Source organism: Sphingobacterium zeae, assembly GCF_030818895.1.
Classification (GTDB): domain Bacteria; phylum Bacteroidota; class Bacteroidia; order Sphingobacteriales; family Sphingobacteriaceae; genus Sphingobacterium; species Sphingobacterium zeae.
Window position 1 is genome coordinate 2,955,089 of the sequence record NZ_JAUTBA010000001.1, and the last position, 21,878, is coordinate 2,976,966.

18 protein-coding genes are annotated in these 21,878 nt (G+C 39.0%); 9 read left to right on the top strand and 9 right to left on the bottom strand.

The genetic code is table 11. From position 1 onward, the window contains the following. Positions 1-217: 217 nt before the first annotated feature. Both smc and QE382_RS12335 read right to left on the bottom strand, forming a co-directional pair. Complete coding sequence (gene smc / locus QE382_RS12330) at positions 218-3,760, bottom strand: chromosome segregation protein SMC (RefSeq protein WP_307186149.1); 3,543 nt, start codon at positions 3,758-3,760, stop codon at positions 218-220. Positions 3,761-3,829: 69 nt separating this feature from the next. Beyond that, entirely contained in the window at positions 3,830-4,534 is a 705-nt protein-coding gene (locus tag QE382_RS12335; protein ID WP_307186150.1) for a DsbA family oxidoreductase, read from the bottom strand. Between the two features lie 108 nt (positions 4,535-4,642). Between QE382_RS12335 and QE382_RS12340 the strand changes: the two genes are divergently transcribed. Then, entirely contained in the window at positions 4,643-5,455 is an 813-nt protein-coding gene (locus QE382_RS12340) for a patatin-like phospholipase family protein (protein WP_307186151.1), read from the top strand. A gap of 90 nt (positions 5,456-5,545) precedes the next feature. Here QE382_RS12340 and QE382_RS12345 read toward each other — a convergent pair whose 3' ends face one another. Beyond that, entirely contained in the window at positions 5,546-6,460 is a 915-nt protein-coding gene (locus QE382_RS12345) for a glycerophosphodiester phosphodiesterase family protein (protein WP_307186152.1), read from the bottom strand. Positions 6,461-6,666: 206 nt separating this feature from the next. On the opposite strand from QE382_RS12345, the gene topA reads away from it, so the two are divergent. Genes topA through cmk form a run of 3 tightly spaced genes read left to right on the top strand, consistent with a single transcriptional unit; the run spans position 6,667 to position 10,177 of the window. Continuing rightward, a complete protein-coding gene (topA, locus tag QE382_RS12350; RefSeq protein WP_307186153.1) occupies positions 6,667-9,066 on the top strand; it encodes a type I DNA topoisomerase in 2,400 nt (799 codons plus the stop codon). A 2-nt stretch (positions 9,067-9,068) separates the two neighbouring features. After that, on the top strand, positions 9,069-9,482 hold the full coding sequence (locus QE382_RS12355; RefSeq protein ID WP_307186154.1) for a hypothetical protein: 414 nt from the start codon (positions 9,069-9,071) through the stop codon (positions 9,480-9,482). Continuing rightward, positions 9,482-10,177: a (d)CMP kinase gene (gene cmk / locus QE382_RS12360; protein ID WP_307186155.1), complete on the top strand. Its 696-nt coding sequence runs from the start codon at positions 9,482-9,484 to the stop codon at positions 10,175-10,177. The genes QE382_RS12355 and cmk overlap by 1 nt, the downstream gene beginning before the upstream one ends. 67 nt (positions 10,178-10,244) lie before the next feature. Here the strand turns inward: cmk and QE382_RS12365 are convergent, their stop codons facing one another. The 4 genes from QE382_RS12365 to QE382_RS12380 all read right to left on the bottom strand — a co-directional run bounded on the left by QE382_RS12365 (position 10,245) and on the right by QE382_RS12380 (position 13,439). After that, positions 10,245-10,538, bottom strand: a complete 294-nt coding sequence (locus QE382_RS12365) for a hypothetical protein (protein ID WP_209579163.1) — start codon at positions 10,536-10,538, stop codon at positions 10,245-10,247. A 164-nt stretch (positions 10,539-10,702) separates the two neighbouring features. Further along, a complete protein-coding gene (locus QE382_RS12370; protein ID WP_307186156.1) occupies positions 10,703-11,902 on the bottom strand; it encodes a pyridoxal phosphate-dependent aminotransferase in 1,200 nt (399 codons plus the stop codon). 98 nt (positions 11,903-12,000) lie between these two features. Next, positions 12,001-12,375 carry a DUF1573 domain-containing protein gene (locus tag QE382_RS12375; protein WP_209579165.1) on the bottom strand — a complete coding sequence of 125 codons (375 nt, stop codon included), beginning with the start codon at positions 12,373-12,375 and terminating at the stop codon, positions 12,001-12,003. Positions 12,376-12,473: 98 nt separating this feature from the next. Then, the gene (locus QE382_RS12380; protein WP_307186157.1) at positions 12,474-13,439 is read right to left on the bottom strand and encodes a KpsF/GutQ family sugar-phosphate isomerase; all 966 of its coding nucleotides are present in this window, start codon (positions 13,437-13,439) and stop codon (positions 12,474-12,476) included. Between the two features lie 101 nt (positions 13,440-13,540). On the opposite strand from QE382_RS12380, the gene recQ reads away from it, so the two are divergent. The 3 genes from recQ (at position 13,541) to QE382_RS12395 (ending at position 17,746) form a co-directional block, all read left to right on the top strand. Continuing rightward, positions 13,541-15,730 carry a DNA helicase RecQ gene (gene recQ, locus QE382_RS12385; RefSeq protein WP_307186158.1) on the top strand — a complete coding sequence of 730 codons (2,190 nt, stop codon included), beginning with the start codon at positions 13,541-13,543 and terminating at the stop codon, positions 15,728-15,730. A gap of 14 nt (positions 15,731-15,744) precedes the next feature. Further along, on the top strand, positions 15,745-16,560 hold the full coding sequence (kdsA, locus tag QE382_RS12390) for a 3-deoxy-8-phosphooctulonate synthase (RefSeq protein WP_307186159.1): 816 nt from the start codon (positions 15,745-15,747) through the stop codon (positions 16,558-16,560). An 85-nt stretch (positions 16,561-16,645) separates the two neighbouring features. Beyond that, complete coding sequence (locus QE382_RS12395; RefSeq protein ID WP_307186160.1) at positions 16,646-17,746, top strand: SGNH/GDSL hydrolase family protein; 1,101 nt, start codon at positions 16,646-16,648, stop codon at positions 17,744-17,746. A 48-nt stretch (positions 17,747-17,794) separates the two neighbouring features. On the opposite strand, the gene QE382_RS12400 is transcribed toward QE382_RS12395, so the two are convergent. Together QE382_RS12400 and QE382_RS12405 are read right to left on the bottom strand one after the other, a co-directional pair. After that, on the bottom strand, positions 17,795-19,093 hold the full coding sequence (locus tag QE382_RS12400; protein ID WP_307186161.1) for a DEAD/DEAH box helicase: 1,299 nt from the start codon (positions 19,091-19,093) through the stop codon (positions 17,795-17,797). Between the two features lie 53 nt (positions 19,094-19,146). Continuing rightward, positions 19,147-19,476 carry a DMT family transporter gene (locus QE382_RS12405; protein WP_307186162.1) on the bottom strand — a complete coding sequence of 110 codons (330 nt, stop codon included), beginning with the start codon at positions 19,474-19,476 and terminating at the stop codon, positions 19,147-19,149. Between the two features lie 154 nt (positions 19,477-19,630). On the opposite strand from QE382_RS12405, the gene QE382_RS12410 reads away from it, so the two are divergent. Continuing rightward, the gene (locus QE382_RS12410; RefSeq protein ID WP_307186163.1) at positions 19,631-20,677 is read left to right on the top strand and encodes a hypothetical protein; all 1,047 of its coding nucleotides are present in this window, start codon (positions 19,631-19,633) and stop codon (positions 20,675-20,677) included. Further along, on the top strand, positions 20,629-21,876 hold the full coding sequence (locus tag QE382_RS12415) for a sensor histidine kinase (RefSeq protein WP_307186164.1): 1,248 nt from the start codon (positions 20,629-20,631) through the stop codon (positions 21,874-21,876). The genes QE382_RS12410 and QE382_RS12415 overlap by 49 nt, the downstream gene beginning before the upstream one ends. The last annotated feature ends 2 nt before the right edge of the window (positions 21,877-21,878 follow it).

Consider the following 21,878-nt stretch of genomic DNA (forward strand, 5'->3'; position numbering starts at 1 on the left):
TATATGGCTAACGAAAGCTCAGAGTTCCCCGCTCTGGGCTTTCTATTTTAATTATAACTTATCAATCGCCGCATGATAGCATTGTTGGATATGTTGAGGTATTGCATTGATGGTCCTTTTGAATAGATGCGGGGTGTTAATGCATCTGAAGATTAATAAAAACAAATGGCCAAGATTTATAGTCTCGGCCATCTTTTTAAGCTATTGTTTTGCGTGGTCAGGCCACTTCCCGTAGATCCACAGCCACTACGCGCGATACACCTTGTTCTACCATGGTCACTCCATATATGATATCTGTGCTTGCGATTGTTTTCTTATTGTGCGAGACTACTATAAATTGGGAATTTTTAGAGAAATCCCGGATAATATTGTTGAATTTATCAATGTTGGTATCATCCAAAGGAGCATCCACCTCATCGAATATACAAAATGGCGCTGGCTTAGAAAGATATAGTGAAAACAGCAAGGCTGTAGAAGTCAATGTTTTCTCGCCACCCGATAGCTGATTAATAGACAATGGTCTTTTTCCTTTTGGTCTAGCGATAATATCGATGTCTGAATCCAAAGGATTGCTTGGGTCTGTCAAGATCAGATCACAGCTATCTTCTTCGTTAAATAACGAACGGAATACTTTGACAAAGTTATTTCTCACTGCATCGAATGTAAACATGAACTGCACTTTAGCGGTGTCGTCGATTTCCTTGATCGTCGCCATCAAAGATCCTTTTGCTTCGATCAAATCTGCTTTTTCTTTATTGATGAAATCATAACGTTCGTTCATCTCATCGAAAGCCTCTTTGGCCATCAGATTGATGGTACCGAATTCGTCTAGCTGTTTCTTAAGTTTACTGCATTTTGCCGTCAGTGTAGCTTGGTCTTCTGTAAGCTGAGGAATCTCCTCTCGATCGATTAAGTCTTTAAGTTCAATGTTAAATTCGACGGAAAGACGTTCTTTTAATGCATTCAGGTCAATTTGAAGGCTTGTTTTTTTATCTTTAATTTCGGAAACAAGGAAATCGCTTTGTTCTTTCGAACGCCGTAATTGGGTTAACGAATCTTCCAGGTTATTGATTTTTTGTTTATCTGCATAATAGCTGTCTTCCAATTCTTTGAGTCCATCTTCTAAGGCGATCTTCTGCTCGTACATGGCGATAAGATCTTGATCTTCATCGTCCTCAAATGGAATGGTGGTACGCAATGCAGCTTGCACTTCAATCAGTTCTGCACTATTTTTTTCGATACGGATTTCGTGATCGTCTTTTTGTGTTTCTCTAAATTCCAGATCTTTGGCGATATTGGAAACTTTGTTTAACTGTTGGTGGTAAGCAATATTCTCTTGATTATATCTAGTCGATTCTTCGTTGAGTATTTCAGAGATTTCATGAAATTGGTCTTGCAGTAGCGCTAACTCGATAACGCTCTGTTCCTTTTCTAGTCGTAACTCTTGGATTTGAGGCTCAGCAATTTTTAAATTCGACTCGATAGCAGTAATTTTCTCTTCAATATCTTTTTTGCGTGTTTGGGAGTTGTTGATGAAAGTTTGATATTGCTCTTGCTTTGTTTTGACAGTAATTAATTCGTTATTGAGCCGATTGAACTGAAAACGCAACTCATTGATCAGCTCTTTCTGGGAGTTGCCCCGTAAGGTTTCCAGACGCGCTGTTTCTGCCGTTATTTTATTTTCAAGTTTTCCAATTTCTTGGTTGATCGTCTTGATCTCTTGGGACAACACTTCGAGGTTTTTAGCTCTACCAATACGTTTGCCTTCAAACAGTCCTACAGATCCACCTGACATACCCAAATGATGTTTTGCATACCCTCCGTTTTTTTGCAAAATTACCTGTCCTGATTCGGGAAGTTTCTCATCCAGATCTTTTTCATGCTCCTGTTTAAGGATGAAAACCTGCTGGAGTAGTAAGGTGCACAAAGACTTGTACTTTTCGTCTACTGTAATCACATCCAAGGCCGACATTAAATTATTATTCGGTATAGGAGGTGGGGTAGGAGTCGTCGTTATTGCATCTAGAACAAAGAAATTTGCGCGTCCTTTTGCGGCGTCGCTTAGTAGCTGAATGGCTTGAACAGCATCCTGTTGTGTATCGACAACATAATGGTTCATAATGGGCTCAAGGTAATTCTCGATAGCGACTCGGTAATCTTCCTGACAAAACAATACATCTGAAAGCAGCGGTGGTTGTTTTTTCCAGCCTGCATTTTTCCTCAAAAAACGGATGGAGTCTGGAAAACCTTCCAAATTGTCAACCAGAGATTTTGTCAGATTATATTCGTTTTGTTTGGCATCTACCAGACGAAGATCTTTGGCAAGTTGGGCTTTGAATTCTTCTAAGTTTGCTTGACATTGACTGATCTGCCCCTGGAGCTCTTCTTCCAGTTGATTTGCCGAATCGTACTGTAATTGCTGTGCTTCCACACGCCCTTCCAGCTCTACGACAGCGGAATTGAACTGTTGTAATTCATTTTCTTTCGCTTCGGTATCCTCACTATTGCGAATTAGTTCTTGTAAAAGAGCCTCTTTCTGTATCGTAAATACGGCAAGATCTTTTTCCAATTTATAGATCTTTGCCTGTAAATCGGCATTACTTTTATTAAAAATATCGAGCTTTCCTTTTGCAGATTGTTGCTGCCCTCTTAGTTCTTCAACTTCTGATTTATTCGACTCCAGGTTACTTTTTAATCCGTCCAGTTTATTTTGTTCGTCAAATAACTCTTCGTTTAATCGCTTAATGGTATAGACTACGTGATTAAGTTGTTGTTTGTCGCTGGTAATATCGATGCTTAGACGATTTTCTTTATCTTGGAGATTTTTAACCTTTTCGTTTTTGATCTTTTTTTCAGATTCGTAACCACGAATTTTATTTACGAATTCCTGGGTAGTTTTCTGCTGTACCGACAGGTTTTTTTCCTGCTCTAAGTTTGTTTGACGGAGCGATTGGAGTTCATTTTCCGCATGCAAGATACTCTGTTGTGCATTTTGCGCATCTTTTTGGACTTTAGATTCTTGTGTCTGAAGCCGTTCTAGTTCTGTCGAGAAATCAGCGATTTTATAATAGGCCAGATCGATACTGCTCTGTCGGTATTCTGATTTGAGTAAGGTGTATTTCTCTGCTTTTTTAGCTTGATTTTCTAACGATTTAAGGTTCTTTGTAATTTCAAAAAGCAGGTCGTCCACACGACTAAGATCGGCTTCTGTATCTCTTAATTTCGCTAGGGTCTGTTTTTTACGTACTTTATATTTTGAAATTCCGGATGCTTCTTCAAATAGGTTTCGACGAGAGTTATCTTTATTATTGATGATTTCATCAATCATTTTCAATTCAATAATGGAATAACTATCGGCGCCCACACCAGTATCCAAAAACAAATCAGTAATATCTTTTAAACGACATTTCACATCATTCAATCGATATTCGCTATCGCCGTTTCGGAATAATTTTCGGGTGACAGTAACTGTGGAGAATTCAGTTGGTAAAATATTATTGTTATTATTGAAGGTCAGCGATACCTCTGCAAGATTTGCGGGCTTTCTATTTTTCGTTCCGTTGAAAATAATATTTTCCATTTTATCTGAGCGCAACATCTTCGTACTCTGCTCTCCGAGTACCCAGCGTATTGCATCGACCACATTGGATTTTCCACATCCATTGGGGCCAACAATTGCTGTGACACCGTCATTGAAGTTGATCGTGATTTTATCTCCGAAACTCTTAAATCCTTTAATTTCTAGTTTGGTTAACTGCATTTATACCAAATTTGTTTGTCGTTATAAGCTTGCGAAAATAGTAAAATTAAACAAGATTTTTTTCTTTCTTTATTCACATTTTCCTGTTTCAGGATCACATGAAGGGCCTTCTTCACCTCTTTGTTGCAGCGGAGCAGATTGGCTCGCTAAGCATTCATTTATGGTATTATGAAAAACTTCCATGGGCTGTGCTCCGGGGATGGCATATTTTCGGTCGAATACAAAGAAAGGAACACCTCGCAGTCCTAAATTAACGCCTTCTTGGATATCTTGCGCAACATCGTAAGCAAAATCATCCGATTCGAGCAAGTTTTGAATTTCATGAGCAGGAAGTTCGTATTGAGTCGCAATATGCGTAAGAACTTGGTTGTCATTGATATTTAGGCCGTCGGTGAAATGCGCTTTAAACAACGCTTTCTTAATTGGTGTACCTTTTTGATAGCCTTGGGCAAAATGGATCAGGCGATGCGCTTTTCGTGTATTTACGACAACTGCTTTATCAAAATTCAGGGCAATTCCCAGCTCCCTTCCCTGTGCACTGAGTTGTGATGTCATAGCAACCACATCATCCATACTCATTCCTTTCGTTTGTACAAGATAGTCATAAGTCGGTATCGCCGGCGCATCTTCGGGATAGTCGGGGTTAAGCTGATAAGATTTCCAGATAATTTCAGCCGCAGGCTTATTTGCGGATTCATGAAGTGCCATTTCGAGCTTTGTCAGGCCAATATAACAAAATGGACAAATGATGTCCGACCAAATTTCTATTTTCATATTTCTTTTTTTACTGCGTATATTGTAATCAAAAATACATATAATAACGATGATAATGAGTTTACATTGTTTTTGGAATGTCAACAGATTATTATTTAATGTTTATCCATGTTAGAGAAATCTTTTTTGAATCGTAAAGTTACACTCGTCCTGGGCGGCGGTGGTGCTAGAGGACTGGTACATATTGGCATTATCAGGCGGTTGGAAGAGTTGGGTTTTGAGATCAATGAGGTCGTAGGGTGTTCTATAGGAGCACTCGTTGGCGGAATTTATGCGCAGGGAAAGATGGATCTTTTGGAAGATTGGATGCTTCGCTTGACAAAAAAGTCGGTCTTTAACATGATGGATTTTAGCTGGAGAGGATTGGGCATGATGAAAGGGGTAAAGGTGTTTAACGCATTAAAGTCCGTTATCCCCGATGGTAATATAGAAACATTTCCAATTTTGTTCAAAGCTGTGGCTACGGATCTCAATTACGAAAAGGAAGTCGTACTGGATTTTGGGAGCATGTATGATGCTATTCGCGCTTCTATCGCCATTCCTGCAGTGTTTACGGCGGTGGAGGAAAACAAGCATGTGTATGTTGACGGTGGTGTTTTAAATCCATTACCCATCAATCATGTAACAAGGAAAGAAAACTTGATCATTGCGGTTAACCTTGAGTCGAAACCAGACAAACAATATTCTGTCATCAAAAAACTCGATCCGAAAACGTCGAATTCATTGGATATTCTGCAGGCGTCTTACTATGTGATGCGCAGGAAAATGAGTCAGATGATAGTCGACTTATATCGCCCGGACGTCGTTGTTGACATACCTTATAATATCTGTAACCTATGGGATTATCATCGGACTGAATTTTTGGTTCAAAAAGGAAAGGATTATATAGAGCAGGCACTAAAGGAAACAGCGTCCGGGTAAAATCAATTTTGATCCGGACGTTGTTTATTTGTGAAAATCATCGTGCGCTCAATTTTATCTATTATTTTATGTGAGCAGTTGATCTATTTATTAAAACAAATTTGGGTAATCGCTGATGATGCCATCCACTTTCATCGTTTTTAATTGCGCTATTTCTTCTTTAGTATTGACCGTCCAAGGAATTACTTTAATACCGGCCTTATGACATTGCTTAATATAATCGTTTGTCACGATTGTATACTGTGGGCTTATACTATAGGGTATAAAACCGAGCTCAGCAATTGTTTGTTGGACATCTTTACGTTCTTTTCCATTTATGAGGTAGGACACCCTGATCTGAGGGTAAGCCTTGTGTAAGTATTTAATTGCCCTACTGTCAAATGACTGAATGATTGTCCTTGCTGCGATTTTCTTATCGGTAATAACCTGAATGATGAGGTCGACAAACTCTTCTACTCGAGGATGCAATATGCCATCTTGACCGTCTTTACTTTTAACCTCGATATTGTAGAACATCGGAGCGTTTCTTTTATGTTGAGCATATGCTTCCGTACTATCAATAAGGTCCGACAGTTTTGCGATACGTGTAACTTGTTTTTTCTGCTGCGGAAAGGCTTTATAAAATTTAGAACCAATATCATACTTAATCAAATCACGATAGAGCATGTTATAAACCTTTAAAGATTTATCTTTTTCTGAAATTTCAGCACCATTGGGTTTCAATACAAATTGGGGATTGAGATAGTCATCATGAAAAACGACCACTTTGCGATCTTTGGTGATATGGCAATCCATTTCTAACGTGGTCACTTTGTCGATGTCTATCGCATTTTTCATTGCAGCGATAGACTCTTCAGGATAGAGTCCTCGCCCCCCCCGATGGGCTTCCAAACTCAATTTAGGGAAATTGTCTGAATTTGCTTTCAACGATTCTTTCCTGGCTGAACAAGATAAAAATGGTAATAATGTGCCCAAAATGGCAAATTTGAGAAAACTACTTTTCATTGTCGATCATATTTAAAAAAATAGGGAAGGTTGTTGTATTGCCCTTTCGAAGATGCAAATATACGGATATATCTTATTTTTTGTGTCTTTTGCTTTCAGCGGGATTTGGTGATTATTGCTATGAAATCTATTTTTTTTGTCTTTTTTGCAATAAATTATTGCCATTCCTTTTAGAATTGCCTTTATTTGCACAAATCTCAAATTAGATGGCGAAAAATTTATTGATAGTTGAGTCTCCAGCGAAAGCGAAAACGATAGAAGGATATTTAGGAAAGGATTTTTTGGTGAAGTCGAGTTATGGACATATTCGCGATTTGGTGAAAACCGATGATGCGATTAATACCGAAAATAATTTCGAACAAAAGTATGAAGTTCCGTCCGATAAAAAGGCTGTTGTCAGTGAACTGAAGAAATTGGCTAAAGCTGCTGAAACTGTTTGGCTAGCGTCCGATGAGGACCGCGAAGGAGAAGCGATTTCATGGCATTTATTTGAGACATTAGGATTGAAAGATGAGAGCACGAAAAGGATCGTTTTTCATGAAATTACGAAGCCAGCTATTCTGAAAGCTATTGACAATCCGCGTAAAATAGACTATAACCTTGTTAACGCTCAGCAGGCTCGGCGCGTGTTGGATCGGTTGGTTGGTTTTGAGCTATCTCCGGTGCTTTGGAAGAAAGTTAAACCTTCATTGTCTGCAGGACGAGTACAATCTGTTGCCGTCCGTTTAATCGTAGATCGTGAACGTGAGATTAATAAATTTGAGCCCGAGGCTGCCTTTAAGATTGTAGCGTTCTTTCATACTGGAAAAGTTAAAGATAGTTTCAAAGCTGAGCTTCCACAGCGTTTTGCTACGGAAGCGGAGGCTACCAAATTTTTGGAAGATTGTAAATCAGCCCTGTTTTCTGTTAAAAATTTAGAAACAAAACCTGCCAAACGTTCGCCCTCGGCTCCGTTTACAACGTCAACTTTACAACAGGAAGCCAGTAGAAAACTTGGGTTTTCTGTGGCGCGCACGATGCAGGTCGCTCAAAGACTATACGAATCGGGGCGAATTACCTATATGCGTACCGATTCTGTTAATTTGAGCGATACAGCAATTGAAGCGGCTGAAAAAGAAATTAAATCTGCTTACGGCAACCAATATCATAAGGTCAGAAAATATAAAACGAAGACATCAGGTGCACAGGAGGCGCACGAAGCTATCCGCCCGACGTATTTTTCTGAGCATACCATCGATGGGGATGCTTCTGAAAAGAGGTTGTACGAACTTATTTGGAAAAGAGCGATCGCATCACAAATGAGTGAGGCTGAGTTTGAACGTACGTTGGCAAAGATTGCCATATCGACCCGTTCAGAAGACTTAAGTGCTTCAGGGGAAGTGATGAAGTTTGATGGATTTTTAAAAGTCTATATGGAATCTTTGGATGATGATCAGGAAAATACTGTGGATGAAGATAGTGATAATGCTATCCTTCCACCGTTAACTACTGGTCAACCATTGACTCTGAAAAGTATGTCGGCAACGGAGCGGTTTACACGGCCTCCTGCACGATATACAGAAGCCGCTTTGGTGAAAAAATTAGAGGAATTAGGAATTGGTCGTCCTTCAACCTATGCACCTACGATTTCCACAATTCAGAATCGCGGTTATGTCGTAAAAGAAGAGCGTGAAGGCAAGTCACGTGATTACCGGGTATTGACATTGAAAGATGCTGAATTAACGGCAGTCACAAAAACCGAAATTACGGGTGCTGAGAAAGGAAAAATGTTTCCAACGGATATCGGCGTTGTGGTAAATGATTTTTTGGTCGAACATTTCAATGGTATTGTAGATTTTCACTTTACCGCGAATGTGGAAAAGGAGTTTGACGATATTGCGCATGGTTTGACGGAATGGACAAAAATGTTGCATGATTTCTATGGACCCTTTCATTCTGAGGTAGAGGATACTTTAGAGCATGCTGATCGTGCGAATAATGAGCGCGAACTCGGCATCGATCCGGTTTCGGGAAAACCCGTTTCAGTTCGCATCGGTAAGTTTGGTCCATTGGTACAGATTGGTTCTCCGGATGACGAGGAGAAGCCTCGCTTTGCTTCGTTACGTAAAGGGCAGATGATTGAAACCATCACTTTTGAGGATGCTATGGAGCTCTTTAAATTGCCTAAAAAAGTCGGTTTATTTGAAGATAAGGAGATGACTGTTGCAGTGGGTCGATTTGGCCCTTATATTCGCCACAATTCGGCATTTTATTCTATACCGAAAGGATTGGATCCTTTGGACGTGACTGAAGAAGAGGCAATACAGATCATTAAAGACAAGCGTCAAAAAGATATAGAAAAAGTCATTCGTGTATTTGATGAAAATGAGGAAGCTCAAATTGAACAGGGAAGATGGGGACCATTCATTCGATTTGGTAAGCAAAACCTGAAAATTCCTAAGGGGACGGAAATTGAAAAAATAACGTATGCTGATGTGTTGAAATGGGCTGAGGCTGATGCACCAAAAGGTAAAGCCGCCAAAGCAAAAGCAACAGAAAAGAAAAGCGTAGCGAAAAAGGCTCCCGCAAAGAAGGCTCCGGCTAAGAAAACTACAAAGTCTAAATAAGGATGAAAGCAGATTTGCCTGAAAATATTGTCAAAGACATTATGATCGCCGTTGTTCTGGAAGGCGAGACCATAGAGACAAAAAACTGGACCGTTTATGTCATCAATGATAAGAACATCGCGATTCAGAATGTATTGATCAGCTCAAAAGGCTATGGAGAAAAGGATGGACGTCAGGTTACTACCACTACTTTACGTCATTTTATAGGTAATATAGCCGCTAAATCTTTCGATCGTGTGGAAGCAATAGACGAGCAGGTCTTCGGTCTGACAAACGAATATTGGGTGAGTTTCTACATTGACAACATCATTTACGATAAGAAATACATTTTCTTGCCCGAAAGCATAGTAGATGGCAACCTGATGAAAGTTCCTTTGGTGAATAAGCCGGGTGTAATTATAGGAGGAAACGAATAATGAGTGGGCGTCACAATTTCATTATCGCAATAGATGGATTTTCATCGTGTGGTAAAAGCACATTAGCCAAATCTTTAGCAAAGAAACTGAAATTTGCATTTATTGACAGCGGTGCAATGTATAGAGCCGTTACGCTCTATTTTATCCGTCATAACATTGCCCTGGATGACCAAGAGACTATTGAAAGTGCGCTGAAAGATATCCATATCGACTTTATACCCAATGCATTAAAAACGGAAATTCATTTAAATGATGAGGATATCTCTGAAGAGATTCGTCAGATGTATATTTCGGATAAAGTGAGTGATGTGAGCGCAATTAAAGCTGTTCGCGTGGCGATGGTTGCGCAGCAGCAAAAGCTAGGAAGCAGAAGGAACATTATTATGGATGGCCGCGATATAGGGACTACCGTTTTTCCCGATGCTGATCTCAAGATTTTTATGACAGCTGATCCTAAAGTTCGGGCTGCGAGGCGTTACCTTGAATTAACCGAAAAAGGGGAAGATGTGACTTTAGAAGAAGTCGTTGAAAATTTAGCGACACGTGACCGTATCGACAGTACACGTGCTGAAAGTCCCTTACGACAAGCAGAAGATGCAATTGTATTGGATAATTCCAATTTAACACCTGAGCAGCAATTGCAATTTGTTGAAGAAGAATATTTGAAAGCGAGAGCTGCAAAAACTCAAGCATAGAAGAAAAAAAGCGGGGGAGATTCATAAATCTCCCCCGCTTTTTTTCTTCTATGTGTTTTTAATTTTACTATTTCACACTATTGATTTGCTGTTGTTCTAATAATTTGCTCACATTATTTTTTTCTCCGAATTCCTCTGTTTGTTCTTGAAATGATTCCAGAAGAGCTTTTATAGCATCGGAATTATCTGCTGTACGTTGATAGATATCAGGAATTGTCTTTTCAATATTTTTATCGCCCAGCTCGATGTTATCAACTTCGATTTTGCCTATTTTTTCTAAAACAGCTTGTTGACTATTCCGGACATCTTCTAATTCTCTTGCTATTTTTTCCATCAATTGGAATTTCTTCAATTTATCCATATGCAATATCTTTTAGTTACTACAATAAGAACAAGGTGCTTCAAAAATTTGTTTTGTTTTTTTTAAAAAAGGACACGGGGCATTGTTTTAAAGGAATGGATATATGGCTAAAGGAGAAGGCGGACCCAAACTGGTCCGCCTTTCCTAATTGCTTAATTTCCTTATTAATTTGTTCGTCCTGGATAAACTTCAAGTGCTTTTTCTAAACAAATCAAAGCATTGTTAAGATCAACTTGATTAAGCACGTAGGCGAGTCTCACTTCATTTATACCAGCTCTCTCTGTGCTATAGAAACCCGTAGCTGGAGCCATCATGACTGTTTCATTGTTATACGAAAATTCTTCCAACATCCATTGACAGAATCTGTCTGCATTGTCAATTGGTAGTTTGGCGACGACGTAAAATGCTCCTCCAGGATTTGGGGAATAGATACCTTCAATGGCATTAAGTCCTTTCACGAGGGTATCTCTGCGCGCTGTGTATTCCTTCGACACAGCTTCAAAATAGCTGTCGGGTGTATCGACAGCTGCTTCGCCTGCAATCTGTCCTTCTAAAGAAGGGCTTAAGCGAGCTTGAGCAAATTTAAGTGCGGTTTGGTATAGTTCTTTATTTTTTGTAATGATACATCCAATACGGGCACCGCATGCAGAGTAACGTTTGGATACCGTATCGAAGATAACGACATTATTTTCGAGCCCTTCTAAATGCATTGGAGAAATAAACTCTCTACCGTCATAGCAGAATTCGCGATAAGCTTCATCCGAAAATAGGTAAAGATCATATTTTAAGCAAAGCTCGCGTAAAGCCTCTAATTCTGCTCTGGAATAAAGATAACCCGTAGGGTTATTTGGGTTGCAGATACAGATCGCTTTGGTTTTGGACGTAATTACTTTTTCAAACTCAGCGATAGAAGGGAGGGCAAATCCGCTTTCGATATATGACATGATAGGTTTGATCACCACACCTGAGGAGCAGGCGAAACCGTTATAATTCGCGTAGAATGGTTCTGGAATAATAATTTCTTCGCCTTCATTCAAGCAGGCTTGCATGGCGATTGTAATGGCTTCCGAACCACCGTTTGTTACTAATATATCTGTAGGCTCGACATTATAATTCAGTTTATTATAATATTCAGCTAATTTGTTCCGATAGGAAGCAGTACCTTCAGATGGCGTGTAGGCCCATACTTTGAACTCTATATTTTTCAAAGCATTGAGCATAACTTCAGGCGTCTGGATATCAGGCTGTCCGATATTAAGGTGGTATATCTTCTTACCTTCTTTTTTTGCTTGATCAGCATACGGCGTCAGTTTTCTAATTGGTGACGCAGGCATATTAAGCCCTTTTTCTGATAGTACTGGCATTATAGTTTTTTTAAAATTAGTCGTGCAAATTTAACCAAAATAAAACGAAAAAAGCCACATCATGATGTGGCTTTTTTCGTTTTATATTTCCAATGTTATTATTCTACTATACCCTTAATATAGAGGGTTTTTACAGGAGTCTTGGTGTTTGATTGTACCGTAAAGCTCTTTGTGAATGGAGCTTTGGCAGCTGCGTTATAGGTCACTTTGATGGTGCCACTTTCACCCGGTTTAATCGGGGTTTTTGTGAATTCTGCTACAGAACAACCACAAGTTGGAACAACGTTTGAAATGATAATTGGCTCACTACCAGTATTTGAAAATTTGAAATTATACGAAACGGGTGTGCCTGCTGGTATTTTTCCAAAATCGTGGGTTTCTTTTTCGAACTTAAATTCCCCTTGACCGGCCTGCATAGACGAAAAACCGATAAAGGAAATGATCACTGCTAAAATTGTTATATACTTTTTCATGCTTCTAAGATATTACTTTATGATTGAAATAGAACAACTGATATGCCAAATGTAGTATTTATTGCCCATTAATCTCCTATCTAACAACTTTATTACAGTTATATTATCCCTTCTTTAAGTAGGTCCTGAATATGAATAACGCCGGCATAATAATTTTTGTCGGACACCAATAGCTGCGTAATGTTATTTTCACGCATAATATGAAGAGCATTTGCCGCAAGCTCATTTTTATCAATGATTTTAGGTGATTTTCCCATAATATCTCCGGCGGTAATTCTCGCTAAATCGGTATGTTTTTCCAACATTCGTCGTATATCGCCGTCGGTGATAATGCCAACAATACGATCTTCGTCCAATACAGCCACCGCACCCAGTCTAAACTGTGTAATGGTAATGATAATATCACTGACAGTCGCCTGTTGTTGGACGCTAGGTTTTCCGTTCTGATCAGACAGGTCGCCCACCCTCAAATACAATTTTTTGCCTAATGCTCCTCCAGGATGGTATTTGGCGAAATCTCTGTCCGTGAAATCGCGGCATTCCTGTAATACAACCGCAAGTGCATCACCCATGGCTAATTGCGCCGTTGTACTCGATGTGGGAGCCAGATTGTTGGGACACGCTTCTTTTTCGACCGTGGTGTTCAAGATGTAGTCGGCATTTTTTGCCAAATAGGATGCTGTATTTCCAACCAAAGCAATCAGTACATTCTTTGTTTGCTTTAAAAAGGGAACCAACACTTTAATCTCAGGTGTATTACCGCTTTTGGAGATGGCAATAATTAAATCATTTTGCTGGATGATCCCGAGATCGCCATGAATAGCATCAGCTGCATGCATGAAGATTGATGGTGTTCCGGTCGAATTTAGGGTTGCTACTATCTTCTGTGCAATAATAGCACTTTTACCAATCCCGGTAACGACAACTCTTCCCTGCAGATTTAATATGCGATTAACAATGGTAACAAAATCATCATCAATATATTGGGCTAAGGCAGCTACTGCTTTGGCTTCTTCTTGAATAGCTTGAATAGCTATATTTTTTATTTCGTAGTTGTTTTTCACAAAAAATACTCTTACTTTTATGTATTAGAATAGATTGCAAAAATAGATTATTTTTCAAGATTATTTCTTCATTTATCTATCTTATTTTTGCCCAAGGCGCAATGGAAATAGAAAAATCACTTTTCGACAATTTACAAGATTTTTTTGGTTTTGATACTTTTAAAGGAGATCAAGAGGCTATTATAACGAGTATTCTTCAACGAAGAGACACGTTTGTAATTATGCCGACCGGTGGGGGAAAATCAATTTGCTACCAACTTCCTGCACTCATGAGTGAGGGGACGGCAATAGTTATCTCGCCGCTGATAGCTTTAATGAAAAACCAAGTAGATCAACTTCGTGCATTCGGTGGCGAAGACAGTATCGCTCATTTTTTGAATTCTTCATTAAATAAGAGTGAGATTACCAGGGTTAAGGATGATGTAGTTGCTGGAAAAACCAAGTTGCTGTATGTTGCTCCTGAATCGCTTGCCAAGCAAGAAAATTTGGAGTTTTTACATCAGATAAAAGTATCCTTTGTTGCTGTTGATGAAGCGCATTGTATTTCCGAATGGGGGCACGATTTCAGACCAGAATATCGTAAAATTCGCCAGGTAATTAATGAAATAGGGCCGAATATTCCAATTATTGCGCTCACCGCTACTGCTACACCGAAGGTACAGTCGGATATTCGTAAAAATTTACAGATGAATGATGCTGTTTTATTTAAATCATCGTTTAATCGCAGTAATTTATATTATGAAGTAAGGCCAAAAAAAGATGTGGTCAAAGAGATTGTTCGCTTTATCAAGACAAAATCCGGAAAGACTGGCATCGTTTACTGCTTAAGCCGTAAGAAAGTGGAGGAGATTAGTGAGGTTTTAAACTTAAATGGGATTAAAGCTTTACCTTATCACGCGGGCTTAGATGCTAAAACCAGAGCGGATACGCAAGATAAATTTTTGATGGAGGATGTCGAAGTGATTGTGGCGACAATTGCTTTTGGTATGGGGATTGACAAACCGGATGTTCGCTATGTGATTCATCACGATATTCCTAAATCTATGGAAGGATATTATCAGGAAACTGGGCGTGCCGGACGTGATGGGGGAGATGGTTACTGTTTGGCTTTTTACTCCGAAAAGGACGTGGAAAAACTCACTAAGTTTATGAAAGATAAGCCTGTGGCTGAACGGGAGATTGGTACACAGATCTTGAAAGAAGTTATTGATTATTCCGAGTCTGCCGTTTGCCGCCGTAAACAGATCCTTCATTATTTCGGAGAAAATTTCGATGAGCAGGGGTGTAACAACATGTGCGATAACTGCCGGTCCGCGAAGGAGTATTTTGAGGCTGAGGAATCGTTGCGTGATGTGTTGGGATTTATACAGGAACAGGGAGAGAAGTTTGATGATCATCACGTGATCAACGTAATGATGGGACAAAATAATCAACCCGTGTCTTCCTATAAGCATGATGAGCATCGCTTATTCGGAAAGGGGAAAGACAAAGGTGTTATCTATTGGAAATCGTTGGTTAGACAGGCTGTTCTCGATAATTTTATTGAAAAAGATATTGATCATTATGGTCTTTTAAAACTGACGGATATTGGTAGACATTATATAGCCAATCCTTATCAGCTAAAATTTGTCTTAAACCGTCCAATAGCAGGTGGCGACCCTACAAATTCGGACGATGCGGGACATGGTACAGGAGCATTAGATACCGTGTTGTTGGGTATGTTAAAAGACCTTCGGAAGAAAATAGCAAAAGGAAAAGCTTTACCTCCGTTTGTCATTTTTCAGGATCCTTCGCTCGAAGAAATGTGTACGCATTATCCGATTAGCATAGATGAATTGAAACAGATTCAAGGTGTAGGAAATGGCAAAGCGATTAAATTTGGGCCGCCCTTTATTGCTTTGATTAAAGAGTATGTGGAGGAAAATGAAATTGACAGACCAGTGGACCTTGTCATTAAGAGTACAGCGAATAAATCCGCATTAAAGGTATCTATCATTCAAAATATTGATCGTAAAATAGCTTTGGATGATATTGCTTCGGCTAAGGGTATTACTTACGAGGAAATATTGAAAGAAATTGAGACCATCGTAAATGCGGGTACCAAAATAAATATCAATTATTTTATTGACGAGATTATTGATGAGGATCGTCAGGATGAGGTGTATGACTATTTTAAGACGGCGGAGACTGATTCAATCAATAGTGCATTGAAAGAACTTGGAGGCGATGATTATAGCTATGAGGATCTCCAATTGATGCGGATAAAATTTTTATCAGAGCTTGGCAATTAATTTTTTATAATGATATGATTAACAAATACATTCCTCAAATTAAGAACGGAACATCTCAAAATTTCTTTTTAATGGCGGGACCTTGTGCGATTGAAGGAGAAGAAATCGCTTTGCGTATTGCTGAAAAGATTGTTACTATTACAGATAAACTTCATATTCCCTACATTTTTAAGGGATCTTATCGTAAGGCCAATCGATCTCGCCTTGATTCCTTCATGGGTATTGGTGATGAAAAGGCATTGAAAATTTTGGAAAAGGTTGGTAAAACTTTTGGTATTCCGACTGTAACGGATATTCATGAAAGTCATGACGCAGAAATGGCTGCTGCATATGTTGATGTTCTTCAAATCCCGGCGTTTTTATGCCGGCAAACTGATTTGTTAGTTGCTGCGGCAAAAACAAATAAGGTCGTTAATGTTAAAAAAGGACAATTTTTGAGTGCGGCATCCATGAAATTTGCGGTTGATAAAATTTTGGAATCGGGCAATGAAAAGGTTTTTTTAACTGATCGCGGCAACACATTTGGTTATCAGGATCTTATTGTAGATTATCGTGGAATTCCGGAAATGCGTGCTTTTAATGTGCCGACAGTAATGGACTGCACACACTCTTTGCAACAGCCCAATCAGACTTCTGGTGTAACTGGAGGGAAGCCAGCTTTAATTGAAACAATAGCAAAAGCTGCAATTGCCGTGGGAGCTGACGGTCTATTCATAGAGACCCATCCCGATCCAGCAAATGCAAAGTCTGATGGAGCGAATATGTTGCATTTGGATTTGCTTGAAGGTTTGATGGAAAAACTGATACGAGTAAGACAAGCTATTTTGTAGTATAATAAATAAATCGCAACAAAAGGGAGCCAATAGGCTCCTTTTTTAATAATCAATTACATCAAACTTAAAACTCAATTATTGTATGTTCTCAAGATTAGTGTTGACAGTATTCTTACTGTTATCTTTTTCTGCTATCAAATCGCAGGAAAATTATCGTTGGTTCTCACCGCTTGAAGATAGGCATGTACAGGGTAGATTGGCAAATATGAAACTCTCAGCCTTCAACAGGCTTCCGGATGAATTGGAAAGTCAAGTACGCAAACCTGTATGGGAGTTGGGTAAGAACAGTGCGGGTTTCTATATCGATTTTCAGACATCTGCTCCAGAGATAATTGTTCAGTATCAAGTGGAAGGCGGACTAAATATGCCACACATGCCAACAACTGCTGTCAGCGGCGTCGATCTTTATGCTTTTGATACAGCAAAACAGGAATGGAAATGGGCGTATGGCAACTATGATTTTTCGGACACCGTCTCTTATAAATGGAAGAATATCGGCCGTAATGAAAAATTTAATTATCGGTTATATCTTCCATTATATAATACTGTTAAATGGTTAAAAATTGGTGTTCCAAACACAGCTAAATTCGCATATACGCACACTAGTCCAAAAAAGCCAATTGTCGTCTATGGAACATCAATTGGCCAGGGGGCCTGTACGAGCCGGCCAGGTTTGGCTTGGACCAATCAAGTAGGCCGTGCGTTTGATCACGAAGTAATCAACTTGTGCTTCTCGGGTAATGGCCGATTGGAAAAGCCAATTTTGAATGTGATGAATAGCGTGGATGCTGCCTGTTATGTACTGGATTGTATTCCGAATCTTGCTATTTCGAAATCGTTAACAGAGAAGCAGTTGGATTCTTTGTTGGTCTATGCGGTAACGTTTTTAAGAAAAGAACATCCGGCGACGCCTATTATTTTGACACAGCACAGTTCTGGAAATATTGAACAGGTCTTTAATGAAGATAAAAATGCTGAATATCAGCAAAGCAGCCGGGTTTTGAAAGCCACGTTTAGCAAATTAAAGTCAAAGGGTGTTCGACAGCTTTTTTTGTTATCGAGCCAAGAGCTTAATTTGGATCTGAATTCTACGGTTGACTACGCACATCCAAATGATGAAGGGATGGAAAGAATTGCAAATGCTTATATTAAGTTGTTGAGAAAGGTTTTAAATTACAACTAAAAAGGGAAGTCGAAGCTTCCCTTTTTAGTTGTAATTCTTTTTGAATTTCTATTTCTTTTTCATTTTCATAGTCATTTTCGCTTTTTCACCGCCGCCATAATTAAAGGTTTTGGCATTGCTTTCTTTCTTTTGGTGAAATGCTCCTCCACGAGAAATATCTGTCTGATCTTCTTCTTTATTGACCTTTTTCTTCTTATCGGTGGTGGAATTATATATGGAAACATCCTCGGGTAACGCTAATATGTCCATTCTTTTACCAACGGCCTGTTCGATTTTTTTCACCATAGGTAATTCCAGGTCTGTCGCAAAAGTCAGTATTACAGTTTCTTCATTCTCTTCATGCTTAAGGAGATGATTTAAGAATTGTTCCTTTTCATTTGGTAATTCAAATTGGAAAACGAATGGAATAGCGGAAAGATCAATATCATTTGTATTTTCTCTCGCAATGATCAATACACGTGACAGACTATTGTCTTTGAAGTCTTCAATGTCTTCATAACCGAAATCGTCGTAAAATAATGGATTGAGTACTGCAATTTCTTCTTTATTCTTGCTGAATAAGTGGCTGGCTAATTTCTGGGCCGTAAGTTTGGTGTTTACAAAAATTACTACTTTCTGAAATACTTCTTTATCTAGCAGCAGATGATTTAATAAATTGATTTTCGTTGTAAAATTAGGGACATGGTATACGAACAAATCCAAGGTGTCAACAGTATCGTTTTCGAGTTCGTCTACCTCTATGACGGCATAGTCTTCATTCATGAAATTCTCTATCATGTCATAAAGTTTCTGGTGTTCAACCGTGCTAAATATCATATGTTGCACTTTACCACAGCTTTCTGCCAATTCACGTACGGGTGTTTGCATCCCTTGTTTGATAATCTCCTCCGCATCATCGATAATTAACGTCTGAATTCGATTGAGATTTAGTGCTAGTTTAAGATAAATCGCTCTAGCACGATTTGGTGTAGCTACAACAATATCCTTTCCGTCAACTAATTCCCCGATTTCCTCTTCCATACTGCCTGAAGCGCGTAATCCAATGATGCGAAGGTCTCTATTTTTGCTCAGTTGGTAGAACTTTTCAACAATTTCGTCGATACGTTCTTCATTTGGCGCCAAGATTAAAAACTTTGGAGCTTCATCTGTTGTGAATTTCAACTTCATCAAAGTGGTTAAGACATAAGTTGTGGTTTTGCCAGCTCCTTCAGGAGCGATGGCAATGACATCCTGTCCACCAAGAATTCTGGAAATGCACCGACTCTGAATTTCCTTTGGAGCCAGATAACCGAGCTCAGTCATCGTAGCAGTCAATCTTTTGCTAAGTTTTAGTTTCTCTAACGACACGTATCCTTTAATTTATGTAAGTTACAAAAATACAAATTTAGATCTTACAACAGCTAATGTGTTCCCATTTTTGAAAACAGATTGATAACGATGACTCCAGCGATGATTAAAACCATACCAACAATGGCCGCTGTATCGGGAATCTGTTTAAATAAAAACATACCCACCAAGGTAATCGCTACAATTCCAACTCCTGACCAAATTGCGTAGGATATACCCACAGGTAAGTATTTCAGTGTAATACTCAAAAAATAGAATGCAATGATATACCCGACAATACTGATAATAGTAGGTTTTATCAAGGTAAAGCCTGCAGACTTTTTAAGGAAAGTTGTTGCGAAGATCTCAGCAGCTATAGCAAGAAATAAATAGAAGTACTTCATTGTAGCAAAGGTATGATTTTTTGTTTAGCAAGCTCCGTCATATTTGCATACCGATAGCATTCGTTTAACTTGTATGTACGATAATTTATTGTGTATAAAGCCAAATTTATCTAAGTTTGGACTATTTACATAGCGAGATATAATAATTGATTTTATGGGGTACGTTCAGAATCTTTGGCTTTCTATTCTACTATTTTTTCTTTTTCTATGTCCATGTTTTGCCGTGTTGGCTCAAGAACAGTTGCAGGAGTTAAGGAAATCGTATTACAGTCTTCCTTTGGGAAGCAAAGAGCGGTTTGTACTGACCGGAAAATACGCTCAGGCCCTGTATTTCAATAATGAGAAAGCACTGGCTGGTCAACTACTGCATGACAATATTCAGTTGGCTAGAAACTATCCGGACAAGCAGTATTATGCGTATTTAAATTGCATTGCTGCGATGAATAGCTTTAATGATCATGCTTTTGAAAAATCGAGATTTTATTTGGAACACGCTAAATCTGTGCTCCCGATTGTCAATGAAAACGGAACAAAGGGATATGTACATTACTGTGATGGGTGGATTATGACGCGACAGAATAAAGAAGATGAGGCAGTTGCTCAATTCCATAAAGCGATTTCTTATTTAGAGAAGGCACCGCAGACGGAGGCAAATATCGCTCGTAAATTGGCTGTTTATAAAGAACTCACAGCAATCTACGCCAATCAGCGTAATTATGCTTTTCAAGAAAAGTATACTTCATTATTGTTGGAAACGGCTAAAGCAGGTGGGAATGTCAATAGCTTATTTGATGCGTACATGCAAGCTGGTTATTTGTTTGAAGAAGAGTATAGGTTAAATAGGGGGAATTTTGATCTACTGCGTAAAGCTGAACAACACTATCTTGATGCGTATAGCTTGGTTAACAAGAATGATAAACATCTTATCAATCCGACAGATCTAGCCTATGTTTCCGTTAATCTTGCAAATTTATACCACGAGTTTTATTTGGATAGTGGTGCTAAAAAAGCAATAGCCTACGCTAAACAAGCTTTGGATATCGCTGCTGAAACTGGACAATATGCCATCACAGTCCCCCCTATGGTATCCTCGCGGATGAAGCTTTCAAAGTTGGTAGCCGTGATGAAGGTAAGAAATACCTGCAAAAAGCTTTGGATAACCTTAATAGAGAGCCACATTACGATTATCAGGTGGGATTAAGTCTATTTAGCAGACTGGCTGAAGTAAGTGTTGAAGAAGGAAAATATGAAGAAGCGTTCAACTATCAGAAAAGCTATATAGATGTATTTGAAAAGGCTTTCAACTCGGATAAACTAGATAAGACCAAACAGTTGGAACTGAAGTTTGAGCGCGAATTGCAGAATCAAAAGTTAATGCGTCTTCGTTTGGAGGGGGAGAAAAAGGAACAGCAGATTAAGTTGATGAAAGCGTTGAATGACAGACAGCATCAACTGGTTGAGAATTTGAAATTGAATGAACTGAATCGCACCCAACAGCTCAAAGTATTACAACTTGAAAGAGATAAAAAGGAGCAAGATTTGCACTTAAGCCGACTGGAGAATACACAACGTCTACAAGAACTTGACGTGTCAAAAAAGAAAATTGCTTTTAAGTCGCGTATGAATTCAATTTACATTTGTTTATTTATTAGTTGTTTGGTTGTTATCGTTTTGTTATTCTACGCCTATTGGCAGCGTTCCAATGCATTGAAACAGCGGGAGCATCTGCATCAATTAGAAATCGAAAAAAATAATCAGCAACATGCGATCGAAAGCCTGACAGCAATGCTTGCCGGGGAAGAGAAGGAGCGGACGCGTCTTGCCCGTGACTTACATGATGGCTTGGGTGGTTTACTATCTAGTACGAAGTTAGGTTTGTCGGAGCTTAATAAAGCTACTTTAGAAAAGACATCCGTAAAGGAAGGAATAGATCGAAGCATTGATCTCTTGGATGGGGCGGTAGATGAACTTCGTCGGCTTGCCCATAACCTTATGCCTGATCTCATTGTGAAATATGGTTTGAAGGAGACTTTAAGAGACTATGCAAGTCGTATGAGCCAGGTTACCTGTGTCGTTGAATGCGAATTTCTGCAATTTGAATCAACGTTGAGTACTGAACAGGAAATTTCTTTGTATCGAATTATTCAAGAATTAGTAAATAATGCGTTGAAGCATGCCAGTGCTTCCAATATTTTAATACAGCTTTCTTCACATAATAAGCGTTTACATATCACAATTGAAGATGATGGCAAGGGTTTTGATATAAAAAGTGTCGATTTGCAGCATGCAGCTGGGATGCATAATGTGCGTTCAAGACTTTCATTTTTAAACGGCGAAATGAAGCTCATATCTGATCACGGCTTGGGTACTACGATAGAGTTGGAAATACCCATGGTTTAACT